The following is a 12,735-nucleotide window of genomic DNA, read 5'->3' as shown; positions in this document are numbered from 1 at the left end:
CGTGCAATTCTTTTTCTGAAGCATGGCAGTAGAAGTTACTAATGCAATCAACTTTAAGTATAAATCTTCAACGCATTTGTAACAAATAGCGCAAGATCTTTCGTTATGGTTAATGAAGAGGAAGGTTTCCATCCGCTCAATTGCTTTTCCGATTGCTCAATTGTATAATGATATCATTATCAAGCACAATTAAGGAGCAAAAACATCATGCAGAAAGAGAACCTGCATATCAGCAGATAGGCACAAGATATATCGATGATTCGGACTGTGGAAATGTGTATGAAATATCATATGTGGTAAAAGGGGAAGTAACGGCTAAAAAACTGAATGAGTATTTGAATGTAGTCAGAAAAGAGGTGGACCGGGAAGAACTCGGCACCAATATTGTCAAGGTTTCATATTACAGGAACAGGGTAGACGCCCTGGCGTGGAAGGAAACGGATATGAGGGAATATACATTCCTGAATGTAGAATGAAAGGAGCAGCTATGAAGAAAATTTTTTCAAATTACTACAAAATTATTTTGTCTGTTGTGATCCTGATTGTCCTGGTGGCACTAAAGGAGGATTACAAAACTTCTTTTGATGGAATGAGCGGAGTCCGGACGGTGGTACGTATGCTGCTCTATACGGCATGGGGATTCCTGCTGGCGACAAGGACCAGACGGGACAAAGCAAAAGGTGCGGAATATGTTGCTTTTGGTGTTGCCTGTGTGGCAGCGCTCAATCTGTTAATCCCCATCTGGAGCTTCCAGATAGCGTTTTATATTTTTGTCGCAGGTGTTCCGGGACTCTACTTTATGGTATTTATTCTGACCGGAATATTAGGAGGTTACTTATGGGGACCGAGGGGCATCCTACCTCGGGACTTATAGATGCGTTCTGCGAGGGTTACCGCATTGGGGATGACTTATATATTGCGGGACAGGAAAAATTAGGAGCAATTGAACTGAATACGAAGGAGTTCCGCTATTGCAGGGAGGAAAAATCCTGGGCGGAAGATATTACACAGGGTGTAAAGATAACAACAGCAGAGTAGAATGGCGGAGGTGCTTATGGGTAAAAAATGGATTGTGGGTCTGATGATTTTAGCAGCATTATGGGCAATGACCGGTTGTGGAAAGCAGGAGATGATCCGCTGCGAATACACAAATGAGGCAGCAGGGTTTACCTTAAGCATAGACAGACCGGTAGAATGGACAGCGAAGCTTCAGGAAGGGTGGCCTGCGACCGAGACAGAGGAAGCCAGTCCCGACGAGGGAATCCGGCTTTTTCCGGATGACAGCCAGGAGAGCAGCATCTATTTTTGCAACAGCTTTTCTCCCTATTATGCAGGGGATGAAAATGATCTGGAGACCATTGAAGTGAATGAGGAACTTACGGCACTTCATGGAATCGAAACAAGCGGTGAAGGGGTAAGCGAATCCTATGTTTTTAAAGGGGATTTCACCGGTCAGAGATTCTATAACATTACCATCTCTATGTCACAAAAGGATTATAAAAAATACAAAAAGATTATCTCACAGATGGTTGCAAGCTGCCAGATCCGTGAATGGGAGCCGGAGGATGCAACGGTATCGGAAAGCATTGAAAATGTAGAAAATACAGAAAATAATGATTTGACAATTCGGGGAACGCTGTTAGACAGAGAGAGCGAGAGTGCTGTCTATAACGATATCACCGGACTGTTAAATGAAAGATATGATTTGTTGAACGAGTTATTAAGTGCGTGGGATTCCACGGTAGACAGCAAGGACAGCCTTTCCGTAAATCTGCCAGATGGCCGGGAGACGGTAATGTACCGTGTGAAGGTGGCGGACTCCTGGGATTATTATGAACAAAAGGCTGAAGATATCTATGATGATATTTATATACAGGAAGTTTTTACCCCCTGCTACCTGGGAAAGCTATATGACGAAGTGGACGGAAAATTGTACCGCATGGAAGCGGATGGTTTCGCATGGGGCATTGATGAAGACTCCATCAAAATATGGAAGCAGGATTGGGGTAACCGTTATATAGTGACCGCAAAAGAGCAAAACGAGATGACTACGGATGTGCTGTTTATTATAAGAAAAGAAGATACGGATAACAAATACGAAATAGTAGATGAAGTCGAGATGAATTAGTGATTAGGTTGAAAAAATAAATATTGACATATATAGATAGCCGATATATATTATAGACAACGATATATATCGGCTATCTATATAAGGAGGACAAAAAATGGCTGTGGACAAATCACTGATGTCGGGAAGTATGACGATGCTTCTGCTCAGATTACTGGCGGAGAAGGATATGTACGGATACGAGATGATCGATACGCTGCGGAAAAAATCCTGTAACGTGTTCGAGTTAAAAGCAGGTACGCTGTATCCGCTGTTGCATGGGCTGGAAGCGAAGGGCCTGCTTACGGTATATGAGCAGGAATATGCAGGCAAGACGAGGAAGTATTACAGTATTACGAAAGAAGGCAGAAAATTACTGGAAACAAAAAAAGCGGAGTGGATGGAATATCAGTCTGCAGTGACCAGCGTTCTGGCAATGGGGGTATAAGGATGGAGACATATTTGGAAAAACTGTTGTCACAGATCCGCTGTAAAAAAGCCAGACCCTATATCGCTGAGGAGATAAGAGACCATATAGAATGCCAGATCGCAGACAATCTTTCCGAGGGAATGAGCTATGAGGAAGCAGAGAAAAATGCGGTTACGAATATGGGGGATCCGGTAGAAGTGGGGATCTCGCTGGATCGGATCCACAAGCCTAAGATTGCATGGAAGTTATTTGTGATCGTAGGAATTTTAAGCCTGCTGGGCATTCTGATACAGCAATCCATTCTCAGACAACCCGGTTATCAGGAGCTGGAAATAAGGATGCAGGAAAGATACCGGTATGCTGCAGAGGGCTTTGGCGCAGCCGTAGTGATTGGCTTACTTCTCATGTGCGTAATCTATTTTCTGGATTATACGGTAATTGCAAAGTATTCCAGGTTCATTGGGGGAGCCATCCTGATTCTGGGAGGACTGCAGGTGGCAGGCTTTGGTGGTTTTGATTATGTCGATGGAATCGGCAACTGGATCGGATTTGGAAGGCTCCGGGTGGCGATGACTTCCCTGATGATGTTCTATGTACCAATTTACGGAGCTATCTTATATAAATACAGGAATGGCGGTGTCTTTGCACTGTGCAGGGCAATCCTGTGGATGATCCTTCCGGTATTTATTACGTCCCGGATTCCCAGCCTTGGTGTAGCCGTCATCATGATGGTCAGTATGCTGATAGAACTTACGGCGGCTATCTGGAAGGGGTGGTTTCAACTGCCCGTGAAAAAGACGATTATCGGCGTGTGGCTGTTTTTCACGGCAGCACCTGCTCTGTTACTGACTGTAAAGTACGCATTTCATATGCTGGTACCATATCAGGAAGCAAGGATCCGTTCCTTTTTCACCGCGTCCGGAGATGCCAATTACATGACGTCTATGCTTCATAAATTTAATGAAAACATTTTACTCTGGGGCAACAGCGGCAAAGATGTGGTTGGAGGTTTGCCGGAATTCAATCAGGATTACATTTTTTCTTATATTCTGAACAGTTACGGATTGCTGGCCGGAATCTTTGTAGCCGCGATCCTAGCAGCACTGGTATTGTTTATGTTCGGAGCTGCGGCCCGACAGAAAAATGAACTAGGCATGGTGATGGGATTCGGATGCGGAATGATCATTTTATTAAATATTTCTCTGAACTTTGCGGGAATGTTGGGATGGATCCCGCTGACATCGACCTTCCTGCCGTTCTTATCTGTTGGCAGAAATAATATTTTACTGTGCTACGCACTGGTGGGAATTATCCTGAGTATTTACAGATACAAAGATGTATATCCAAAAAAGTTCAAGGCGTCACAGGTATCATTGCAGAAGACTATTACTTTGAAGCTAGATATGTAACACGATAATAAAATTAATGCGAATAAAAGTAATGCAAATAAAAGGTCCATGAGCAGGAAAACTGTCCATGGACTTTTATATATCATGGGCAGAACTCACCCAATGCATTTCGTAAACTTATGAAGGCAATACCGACAAAATCAGTATCTCCACGCTCATCATATCATTCATCCGCCCGGATTTCACGGCTTCCTCGGTCTCTACACACTGCTTTACAGCATTTTTCAGCACGGAAGTCTTGAAATGGGATGCCTGTGCCACATATTTTCCGGCGGCAAAGGGCGGTACACCAATCTTGGAGGCAATGGTCTTATTGTCATGGCCTCTGCTTTTTAATTCCTTGGTCTGGAGCAGCAGGTTACACTGCCTGGCGATCAGGAACAGCACCCGCATGGGCGGCTCCTTCAGTGCCAGCAGATCGTAATAGAGCTGCAAGGCTTTCTGGGGCTGTTTTTCCGCAATGGCATTGACCATATCGAAGATATGGTTGGTGATACGGGTGGTGCAGACGGCCTCCACATCCTCCGCGGTGACTACATCCCGATCGAGACAATAGCAGATCAGCTTCTCCAGCTCCATCTGGATATTTTCCATATCCGTGCCGGTCTTGGAGAGAAGGAGCTGTGCGGTGTTCTCGGAGATTTTTTTCCCTTCGCGGCCCAGGATACCGGCAATCCAGCGTTTCAGGGAATTCTCATCCTGTACTGTGAACTCTGCCACATATCCCTTGGACTGCACGGCTTTGTAGAGCTTGCTGCGCTTATCCACTTCACTTTCCGTGAATACGAAAAAGGTGGTGTCGTTGGGGTTTGCCAGGTACTCCGCAAGCTTTTCCCCACCGGCTTTGAAGAGCCCGGTATCTTTGAAAAACATGACACGGCGTTCTGCCAGAAAAGGCAGCGTCTCTGCCAGATCGATGACCTGTCCCAAGGAGAAATCCTTCCCCTGATAGAAATGGGTGTTCATTTCGTCGCCGTCCTGACACAACGCCTTACGCAGACGGGTCGTGTACTGGTTCTTCAGATAACGTTCCTCTCCGTAGAGCAGGTAGATCTGTTTGAAATTGCCGGTTTTGATGTCTTCATTGATCCGCTGCATAAATAGTATTCCTTCTATTTCTTACTGTATTTTCTGAAAAGAGTATACCCCATTTCCTATTGAGGTTTCAAGGGGTGTATGCTATTATGGAACAAAACAGTTCGACCATGGACCGGCATCAATCCATGAGAAAAAATAGTTACGAAGTGAAGGAAAGTGCGGCAGCGCGACTTTGCGAATGGCGCGGGTCGAACGTGGAATGGCGCGGGCCAAACAGTATACCATAAGAGGAAGGAAGAGAAAATGAGCAGGAAAAGCGGATTCGTGCAGGAATTTAAAAAGTTTATTCTGAGGGGAAATGTAATGGATATGGCAGTCGGCGTGATCGTCGGCGGCGCATTTACCGCTATCGTTACTTCTCTGAATCAGGATATCCTTACTCCGGTTCTGGCAATCTTCGGAGGCACGGATTTTTCTAATTTGTATGTGAAGCTGGGAAGCGGTGACACCGCACCGGTGCTGATGTACGGTAATTTTATCACAGCGGTCATCAATTTCCTGATCACCGCATTTGTGATCTTCTGTCTGGTAAAATTCATCAACAAGCTGGGAGACACCCTGCACCATAAAGAGGAGACTCCGGCAGCACCTACGATGAAGAAATGCCCGTTCTGTAAGAGCGAGATCGCCATTGACGCAACGAGATGTCCTCATTGCACATCCAAACTGGACGAGCAGTAAAGTAATAGAGCAGTAAGGATCGAAACAGACCGTGGAGGAAAGCATGGGTAAAACACATAAGAAAATAGTGATGGCAGGAGTCTGTTGTCTGATGATAAGCATGCTGACAGGCTGCGGAAATGATACTACGAAAATCACCGAAGGGATGCAGCTGGTGGAAACACTGGATTATCAGGGTGCATTGACAGCCTTTGACGAAGCGGAAGCACAGAAGGAAAACAGCCGTCTTATTGCAAGAGGCCGGGGGATTGCCAGCATGGGGCTGACAGAATATGATCAGGCAGTGCAGTATTTTACAGAGGCGTTGGAGCTTAGTGACGGCTGGGTGCAGAACGTAGACTACGATATGAACTATTATCTTGCAGCCGCCTACCGGAAGAACGGACAGCCTGCGGAAGCGAAAAAGGTGTATGATGCCATTCTGGGACTGAAGCCGGAGGAGAAGGACGCCTACTTCCTGCGGGGATCGGCGGAACTGGAACTGGGAGATTACGAGAGTGCCAAGGCGGATTTCGACAAGGCAATCTCTATGGACCCGAAGAATTACGACCGGCTGATCGAGATCTACGAAGCCCTGGCAGACTACGGATACCGGGAAGTCGGGCAGGAGTATCTGCAAAATGTACTGAATACGGCAAAACAGCTGGATGCCTATGACAGCGGTCGTATTTATTATTACCTGGGAGATTATCAGAAAGCCTACCTGGCACTGGAAGAAGCCAAGGGTAAGGGTGGAGTGGACAGCTATCTGTACCTGGGGAAAGCTTATGCAGCCACCGGAGATTATAATTATGCCTCCAGTGTGTATAGCAATTACCTGTCCAAGCAGGGACCGGATGCGGAGATCTATAATCAGCTGGGATTATGTGAGATGGCGAAAAAGGACTACCAGAAGGCGCTGGAAGCATTTCAGGCAGGAAAACAGATCGAAGGAAACAGCCTGATGCAGACCTTGTCTTTCAACGAGATCGTAGCATATGAATATCTGCAGGATTATCAGAAAGCGGCAGTGCTGTTAAAAGCCTACTTACAAAATTACCCGGACGACCAGGCGGCCATCCGGGAACAGCAGTTTTTATCTACGAGGTAGAGGAGCAATCCTCTGCCTTTTGTCGTAATTGCAGAAGTTCGATATAATCCAAAAAGGATGCCGTGTTCTGGGGACTGAAATGCTGTATGATATCCACCAGCTCAGCCACGGTCATGCCGGGAGCATACTCTTCATTCAGGGTATCCAGACTATAACGATAGGAAGTACGCCCCAACAGATAATCAACGGTCACTCCGAAATAATCAGCCAGTTGCAGTAATGCTTCCTGATCCGGGAAGTGAATATTGTTCTCATAATTAGAGACGGTGCCAACGGATACTTTTAATATGGCAGCCAGTTCCTTCTGATAGATGCCCCGTTCTTCCCGCAGGGATGTAAGGATCTCACCGAAACTCCTCATATTGCCTCTCATTCTGCCGCAGATGCAGCACTATTTAAATGTTTTCTTTTAAGATTTGATGAAGTCTATTTTACTATATTTTAGTTTTAAAGGAATGACATTTTAGAAATAGATGAAAAATATATAAAAGAAAGTCTAAAATTAATCTTACCTAAAAACAAAGGAATATACATGGAAACACCTTTTGGGAACTCTTTGAGAAATCCTCTCATTTATAACTATTGCTATTTCGAAGAATACCCGATATAATAATTCAAGGGTTAGGCGCAACTAACTAATGAGTGAATCATGTGAAACTCCTCAGAGGAAACGGAGCTGCTGAATCCGCGGACTGCCGGGAGGGGATCTCCCGGGAGGAGTTTTTCAGCCCTTATAGGGGATTTACGAAAGAGAAGGTTTGGAAATAAAAAGTTTAGATATAGAGGATAAAGGAGAAGAACGAAATGAATTATTTAGAGATTGAAAAAGTAATCGGAAGAGAAATCCTGGATTCCAGAGGTAATCCTACCGTAGAAGCAGAGGTGACGCTGGTGGATGGTACGATCGGTCGTGGTATGGCTCCCAGCGGAGCATCCACCGGTGAATTCGAAGCACTGGAGTTAAGAGACGGAGACAAGAGCAGATATCTGGGCAAGGGTGTGCAGAAGGCGGTGGAGAATATTAACACTGTAATCAATGAGACATTGCAGGGAATGGATGCTTCTGATATTTATGCGATTGATAAGGCAATGATCGATGCGGATGGAACCAAGGATAAGTCCAGGCTGGGAGCCAATGCGATCCTGGCAGTATCCATTGCCAGTGCAAGAGCCGCAGCGATTTCCCTGGATATTCCCCTGTATCGTTTCCTGGGTGGTATCTCCGGTAACAGACTTCCGGTTCCTATGATGAACATCATCAACGGTGGCTGCCATGCACTGTCCTCCGGCCTGGATGTACAGGAATTCATGATCATGCCCGTAGGTGCGCCTTCCTTTAAGGAATGCTTAAGATGGTGCGCTGAAGTATTCCACGCACTGGCTTCTATTTTAAAGGACAGAGGACTGGCTACTTCCGTAGGTGACGAGGGTGGTTTTGCACCGGCACTAAAGTCTGACGAAGAAGCTATCGAGACGATCTTAGAGGCTGTGAAGGAAGCAGGCTACGAGCCCGGTAAGGACTTCAAGATTGCTATGGATGCCGCTTCCAGCGAATGGAAGACCGGCAAGGTCGGCGAATACAAGCTGCCTAAGGCAGGCACCGTATTTACCTCTGAAGAACTGATCGCACACTGGAAGAAACTGGTGGAGAAATACCCCATCATTTCGATAGAAGATGCACTGGATGAGGAAGACTGGGAAGGCTGGAAAAAGCTGACCGCAGAACTGGGCGATAAGGTACAGTTAGTCGGTGATGACCTCTTCGTAACCAATACCGAGAGACTGGCAAAGGGAATATCCCTTGGCTGTGGTAACTCCATCCTCATCAAGCTGAACCAGATCGGATCCGTATCCGAGACGCTGGAAGCCATCAAGATGGCACACAAGGCAGGCTACACCGCTATCTCATCCCATCGTTCCGGTGAGACTGAGGATACCACCATTGCTGACCTGGCAGTGGCACTGAACACCTGTCAGATCAAGACCGGTGCTCCCAGCAGAACCGAGCGTGTGGCGAAATACAACCAGTTACTCCGTATTGAGGAAGAACTGGGTGCGGCAGCCGTATATCCCGGCATGGGCGCATTCAACGTTCAGAATTAATTTGCTTTTATCCAAAACTATTTTGGTTTCTCTTTTTCTCTTCAGGGACTGTTCGAAAGGACAGTCCCGTTTGCGTCTATTCAGAGACATATAAAATAATTTTTTCCTCCCATCTGTATCTAAGATAGAACGGTAAGGAAAAGGACGTAAGATCCTGGGGACCGCCGAAGAAATCCATGGAAGAAAAAATCCATTATTTCATATTGACTTTTCCGGAATCTATGTGATAAAATCTCACCGTTGCAAAAATAGTAAAACAGCATAAAGACTTTAGGTAAGAATTGGAAACGACACATGTGCGCACTGCTCACTGATTAACGAACAACACACATGTGTCTTTTTGCGCTCATTTTTAGAAAAGGAGGGCATCCAATTATGCCGAAAACAAAATTACAGAACATTATTTTCACCTTGATCATGGCGTTCGTTATGGTGTACGCCATGGTCTGTTACAACATCGCACTGGACAAGGGAGGAATGACCAACGAGATCTTCCTGTTAGCGTTCCACGAGATTCCTATCATGTGGCCCATCGCCTATATTCTGGAATACTTTGTCGTAGAAAAACTGTCCCGGAAGTTGGCATTCCGCATGATATCCCCGGAGGATAAGCCTATTTTTATCACACTGGCGATCTCTTCCATGATCGTATGCCTGATGTGCCCGGTGATGAGCTTTATCGCCACCTGCCTTTTCATGCATCCCGGCAGCCAGATCATCGCCCTGTGGCTGCAGAAGACCGTCCAGAACTTCCCTATGGCGCTGTGCTGGCAGATCTTTTTCGCCGGTCCCGCAGTGCGGAATGCCTTTGGGTTTGTTGCCGGGAAAATGGCAAAAAACAAGAAAAATGAGAAATAGTTCAAAAGTAATTGATAAAATAATTATAGGAATGTTAAAATAAATCGATTTTGAGAGACAGGATGTGTGAAAGTCTTTTCAAAATAAATGCAAAGAAGCAATGGAAAATCAAGGGAAGAAAACAGAGCTTTTGAATGCATCCTGCAGGGATGTGTTGTGGGATTCTGTAATAAATGACATTTCCGGAGAAAACGCTGATTCTGCAATGACAGAAAATCGACTGAGAAGATAAACAGGTTGTGCAAATGCGCAGCCTGTTTTTTTGTGTATACGATGAGCCAAGTACAGATTTTTGCTTGCACAAGAATCTGTATTTGGAAAATGTCATGGTGACAGAACAGACTGCGACACTTTTTGATAACAAAGGGAGGAATGGGATATGAGCGAGAAGCATACCCATATGGATCAGCGCAGGGCTCCGATCCATGAAGCACTGGAAAACTTCGGTGCAATCCTGAACTGACAAAATTCCTGGGGGAACAATGTGTGGGCGTGGATGTCAACAGCATGAAGCCGCTGGACAATCTGTGCCACCCGGTATCCGTCATCCGGGAAGCGGAAGAACTGGTAGCAGATGCATTTGGAGCGGCACATGTTTTTCTTATGGTGGGAGGCACTACCAGCTCGGTACAGAGTATGGTGCTGACTGCCTGCAAACGGGGGGATGAGATCATCCTGCCACGTAATGTCCACCGCAGTGTGTTGAATGCCCTGGTATTGTGCGGAGCGATTCCGGTCTATGTAAATCCTGAGGTGGACCAGCGGCTGGGAATTTCGCTGGGAATAAAGAGAGAGCAGGTGGCAAAGGCAATCGCAGAGCATCCGAAGGCGGTAGCGGTACTGGTCAACAATCCGACCTATTACGGAATCTGCAGCGATCTGCGGGCCATCGTAAAAATGGCGCATGATGCCGGCATACTCTGTCTGGCAGATGAGGCGCACGGAACGCATTTTTATTTCGGAGGAGGGCTGCCAGTATCTGCCATGGCGGCGGGAGCGGATTGCTGAACCAGGAATATGCGAAGAACTCGTGCATTTTGGATATGAAGATTTTAAGGCAAGGCTGGGGAGAATCTGATTGACGTTCCAAAGGTTCTGTGCTAACATGAGCGAATAAAGAGACAACGAAGTCCGTAGAAGTGGAAGTCGTTGTCTCTTTTATTTTATAGATATTAAAAAAGTTATGAAAACCACGAGGTGAAACCTATGAGCGAGCAGGAAAATAAGCAGAGTACCGTAGCTGAGGTGCTGGTGAAATGTCTGGAAAACGAAGGCGTAAAATATGTCTTCGGTATCCCGGGAGAAGAAAATCTGGATATGATGAATGCACTGGAGAAGTCGGACATCCGGGTCGTTGTAGTAAGACATGAACAGGGTGCTGCATTCATGGCGGACATGTACGGAAGACTGACGGGAAAGGCAGGTGTGTGCTTTTCCACACTGGGACCCGGAGCAACGAACCTGATCACCGGTACCGCGGATGCAAATTCCGACGGAGCGCCTCTGATTGCCATTACCGGACAGGTGGGAACGGAGCGGATGCACCTGACCTCTCATCAGTATTTGGATTTGGTAGAACTTTTTGCTCCGATTACCAAGAGAAGCAAACAGATCGTCAATCCCAATTCCGTGAATGAGATCGTAAGAATTGCTTTTAAATATGCGGAAAGTGAAAAGCCAGGAGCCTGTCATGTAGATCTCCCGACGAATGTGGCAAAGCTGCCGGTCAGCTCCGGTATTGCCGCACAGCCGTTGAAAAAACCGGAAAGAGATAAAGAATATGCTTCCTTTTCAAGTATTGATCAGGCGGCAGCAATGATCTTCAAAGCAGAGCATCCGGTGATCCTTGTGGGGCACAGTGCGGTGAGAAATCATGCGGGTGAAGCGCTGACCAGCTTTGCGGATGCATTGAAGATACCGGTGGTCAATACCATGATGGCAAAGGGAATCATTCCTTTTAACAACAAATATTCTATGTGGACGATCGGAATTCCTCAGAAGGACTATCAGAACAAAGTGCTGGATATGGCAGATCTGGTAATCGCCGTGGGATATGATATTGTGGAGTTCGCTCCCGGAAAATGGAATGAAGGTGGAAAACATAAGATTCTTCATATCGATCAGAGACCTGCACATATCAACATGTTGTATCAGCCGGAGGTTGAGGTCATTGGAGATATTTCCTATTCCTTACAACAGATTCAGTATCGTAGCGATGCGAAGGAAGAACCGGAAGAACTTCTGAAGCTGCGGGCCGAAATGGTGGCAGAGTATGAAAGCTATGCGGAGGATACTTCTTTTCCCATGAAGCCCCAGAAAATACTGCATGATGTGCGGAAATTCATGGGTGCGGATGATATTGTAATCTCGGATGTGGGTGCTCATAAAATGTGGATCGCCAGAGAGTACAACTGCTACGAACCAAATACCTGTATCATTTCCAATGGATTTGCTACCATGGGAATTGCTGTTCCGGGAGCCGTTGCGGCCAAGCTGATCTATCCGGAGAAAAAAGTGCTGGCGATCTCCGGGGATGGCGGATTTATGATGAACAGCCAGGAATATGAGACGGCACTGAGAGAGGGGACACCTATCGTAACACTGATCTTCTCCGATGCCAGCTACGGCCTGATCAAATGGAAACAGATGGATCACTTCGGACATAACTGTTTTGTGGATTTCCAGAATCCTGATTTCGTGAAGTATGCCGAAAGCATGCATGCGAAAGGCTACCGCGTAGAGAAGGCAGAGGACCTGCTGCCGATTTTGGAAGATGCGTTTCAGCAGACGGTTCCCTGCATTATCGACTGTCCCGTGGACTACAGCGAGAACACCAAACTCTCGGAGTACCTTCACGAGAAGTTTGAGAAGTAGAGTTTTAAATTGAGATTTAGTGAAGAAGCCACGAACGCCCACGGCGGACGGGACATCCTTCCTCGATGTAAGGTCTCCCGGTGGG

At 46.3% G+C, this 12,735-nt stretch carries 13 protein-coding genes and 1 pseudogene; 12 read left to right on the top strand and 2 right to left on the bottom strand.

What is annotated here, in order from left to right; translation table 11 throughout:
* The first annotated feature begins 167 nt into the window (after positions 1-167).
* The 6 genes from ACTRDR_RS14375 to ACTRDR_RS14350 all read left to right on the top strand — a co-directional run bounded on the left by ACTRDR_RS14375 (position 168) and on the right by ACTRDR_RS14350 (position 3,946).
* Entirely contained in the window at positions 168-476 is a 309-nt protein-coding gene (locus ACTRDR_RS14375) for a hypothetical protein (RefSeq protein ID WP_440528292.1), read from the top strand.
* 11 nt (positions 477-487) lie between these two features.
* Positions 488-874: a hypothetical protein gene (locus ACTRDR_RS14370; protein ID WP_440528291.1), complete on the top strand. Its 387-nt coding sequence runs from the start codon at positions 488-490 to the stop codon at positions 872-874.
* On the top strand, positions 838-1,038 hold the full coding sequence (locus ACTRDR_RS14365) for a hypothetical protein (RefSeq protein ID WP_440528290.1): 201 nt from the start codon (positions 838-840) through the stop codon (positions 1,036-1,038). The genes ACTRDR_RS14370 and ACTRDR_RS14365 overlap by 37 nt, the downstream gene beginning before the upstream one ends.
* 16 nt (positions 1,039-1,054) lie before the next feature.
* Positions 1,055-2,128, top strand: a complete 1,074-nt coding sequence (locus ACTRDR_RS14360; RefSeq protein ID WP_440528289.1) for a hypothetical protein — start codon at positions 1,055-1,057, stop codon at positions 2,126-2,128.
* A gap of 97 nt (positions 2,129-2,225) precedes the next feature.
* Positions 2,226-2,555, top strand: a complete 330-nt coding sequence (locus tag ACTRDR_RS14355; RefSeq protein ID WP_022154221.1) for a PadR family transcriptional regulator — start codon at positions 2,226-2,228, stop codon at positions 2,553-2,555.
* Between the two features lie 2 nt (positions 2,556-2,557).
* Positions 2,558-3,946 carry an FtsW/RodA/SpoVE family cell cycle protein gene (locus ACTRDR_RS14350; protein WP_440528288.1) on the top strand — a complete coding sequence of 463 codons (1,389 nt, stop codon included), beginning with the start codon at positions 2,558-2,560 and terminating at the stop codon, positions 3,944-3,946.
* 117 nt (positions 3,947-4,063) lie between these two features.
* Here ACTRDR_RS14350 and holA read toward each other — a convergent pair whose 3' ends face one another.
* Entirely contained in the window at positions 4,064-5,044 is a 981-nt protein-coding gene (gene holA / locus ACTRDR_RS14345; RefSeq protein ID WP_440528287.1) for a DNA polymerase III subunit delta, read from the bottom strand.
* Positions 5,045-5,287: 243 nt separating this feature from the next.
* Between holA and mscL the strand changes: the two genes are divergently transcribed.
* Both mscL and ACTRDR_RS14335 read left to right on the top strand, forming a co-directional pair.
* Positions 5,288-5,725: a large conductance mechanosensitive channel protein MscL gene (gene mscL, locus ACTRDR_RS14340; protein ID WP_440528285.1), complete on the top strand. Its 438-nt coding sequence runs from the start codon at positions 5,288-5,290 to the stop codon at positions 5,723-5,725.
* Between the two features lie 43 nt (positions 5,726-5,768).
* Positions 5,769-6,815: a tetratricopeptide repeat protein gene (locus tag ACTRDR_RS14335; protein ID WP_440528283.1), complete on the top strand. Its 1,047-nt coding sequence runs from the start codon at positions 5,769-5,771 to the stop codon at positions 6,813-6,815.
* Here the strand turns inward: ACTRDR_RS14335 and ACTRDR_RS14330 are convergent.
* Positions 6,805-7,176, bottom strand: a complete 372-nt coding sequence (locus ACTRDR_RS14330; RefSeq protein ID WP_205839457.1) for a helix-turn-helix domain-containing protein — start codon at positions 7,174-7,176, stop codon at positions 6,805-6,807. The two genes, ACTRDR_RS14335 and ACTRDR_RS14330, sit on opposite strands and share 11 nt — an antisense overlap.
* 443 nt (positions 7,177-7,619) lie before the next feature.
* Here ACTRDR_RS14330 and eno point away from each other — a divergent pair, with 443 nt between their 5' ends.
* The 4 genes and pseudogenes from eno to ACTRDR_RS14310 all read left to right on the top strand — a co-directional run bounded on the left by eno (position 7,620) and on the right by ACTRDR_RS14310 (position 12,650).
* A complete protein-coding gene (eno, locus tag ACTRDR_RS14325; RefSeq protein WP_440528281.1) occupies positions 7,620-8,918 on the top strand; it encodes a phosphopyruvate hydratase in 1,299 nt (432 codons plus the stop codon).
* A 375-nt stretch (positions 8,919-9,293) separates the two neighbouring features.
* On the top strand, positions 9,294-9,776 hold the full coding sequence (locus ACTRDR_RS14320) for a DUF2798 domain-containing protein (RefSeq protein ID WP_440528280.1): 483 nt from the start codon (positions 9,294-9,296) through the stop codon (positions 9,774-9,776).
* A gap of 400 nt (positions 9,777-10,176) precedes the next feature.
* Positions 10,177-10,778, top strand: a pseudogene (locus tag ACTRDR_RS14315) (aminotransferase class I/II-fold pyridoxal phosphate-dependent enzyme); the annotation flags it as partial.
* A gap of 204 nt (positions 10,779-10,982) precedes the next feature.
* Positions 10,983-12,650, top strand: a complete 1,668-nt coding sequence (locus tag ACTRDR_RS14310; protein WP_440528278.1) for an acetolactate synthase large subunit — start codon at positions 10,983-10,985, stop codon at positions 12,648-12,650.
* The last annotated feature ends 85 nt before the right edge of the window (positions 12,651-12,735 follow it).

The organism is Simiaoa sp., assembly GCF_051972595.1.
Taxonomy (GTDB): domain Bacteria; phylum Bacillota; class Clostridia; order Lachnospirales; family Lachnospiraceae; genus Acetatifactor; species Acetatifactor hominis.
The sequence above is the reverse complement of the archived record's forward strand: the minus strand, read 5'-3'. Positions and strand labels throughout refer to the sequence as shown.

Coding starts and splice junctions, on each gene's coding strand:
- ACTRDR_RS14370 (WP_440528291.1), top strand. CDS start 488: ATGAAGAAAATTTTTTCAAATTACTACAAAATTATTTTGTCTGTTGTG.
- ACTRDR_RS14355 (WP_022154221.1), top strand. CDS start 2,226: ATGGCTGTGGACAAATCACTGATGTCGGGAAGTATGACGATGCTTCTG.
- eno (WP_440528281.1), top strand. CDS start 7,620: ATGAATTATTTAGAGATTGAAAAAGTAATCGGAAGAGAAATCCTGGAT.
- ACTRDR_RS14375 (WP_440528292.1), top strand. CDS start 168: ATGATATCATTATCAAGCACAATTAAGGAGCAAAAACATCATGCAGAA.
- ACTRDR_RS14360 (WP_440528289.1), top strand. CDS start 1,055: ATGGGTAAAAAATGGATTGTGGGTCTGATGATTTTAGCAGCATTATGG.
- ACTRDR_RS14365 (WP_440528290.1), top strand. CDS start 838: ATGGGGACCGAGGGGCATCCTACCTCGGGACTTATAGATGCGTTCTGC.
- ACTRDR_RS14335 (WP_440528283.1), top strand. CDS start 5,769: ATGGGTAAAACACATAAGAAAATAGTGATGGCAGGAGTCTGTTGTCTG.
- ACTRDR_RS14330 (WP_205839457.1), bottom strand. CDS start 7,176: ATGAGGAGTTTCGGTGAGATCCTTACATCCCTGCGGGAAGAACGGGGC.
- mscL (WP_440528285.1), top strand. CDS start 5,288: ATGAGCAGGAAAAGCGGATTCGTGCAGGAATTTAAAAAGTTTATTCTG.
- ACTRDR_RS14350 (WP_440528288.1), top strand. CDS start 2,558: ATGGAGACATATTTGGAAAAACTGTTGTCACAGATCCGCTGTAAAAAA.
- ACTRDR_RS14310 (WP_440528278.1), top strand. CDS start 10,983: ATGAGCGAGCAGGAAAATAAGCAGAGTACCGTAGCTGAGGTGCTGGTG.
- holA (WP_440528287.1), bottom strand. CDS start 5,044: ATGCAGCGGATCAATGAAGACATCAAAACCGGCAATTTCAAACAGATC.
- ACTRDR_RS14320 (WP_440528280.1), top strand. CDS start 9,294: ATGCCGAAAACAAAATTACAGAACATTATTTTCACCTTGATCATGGCG.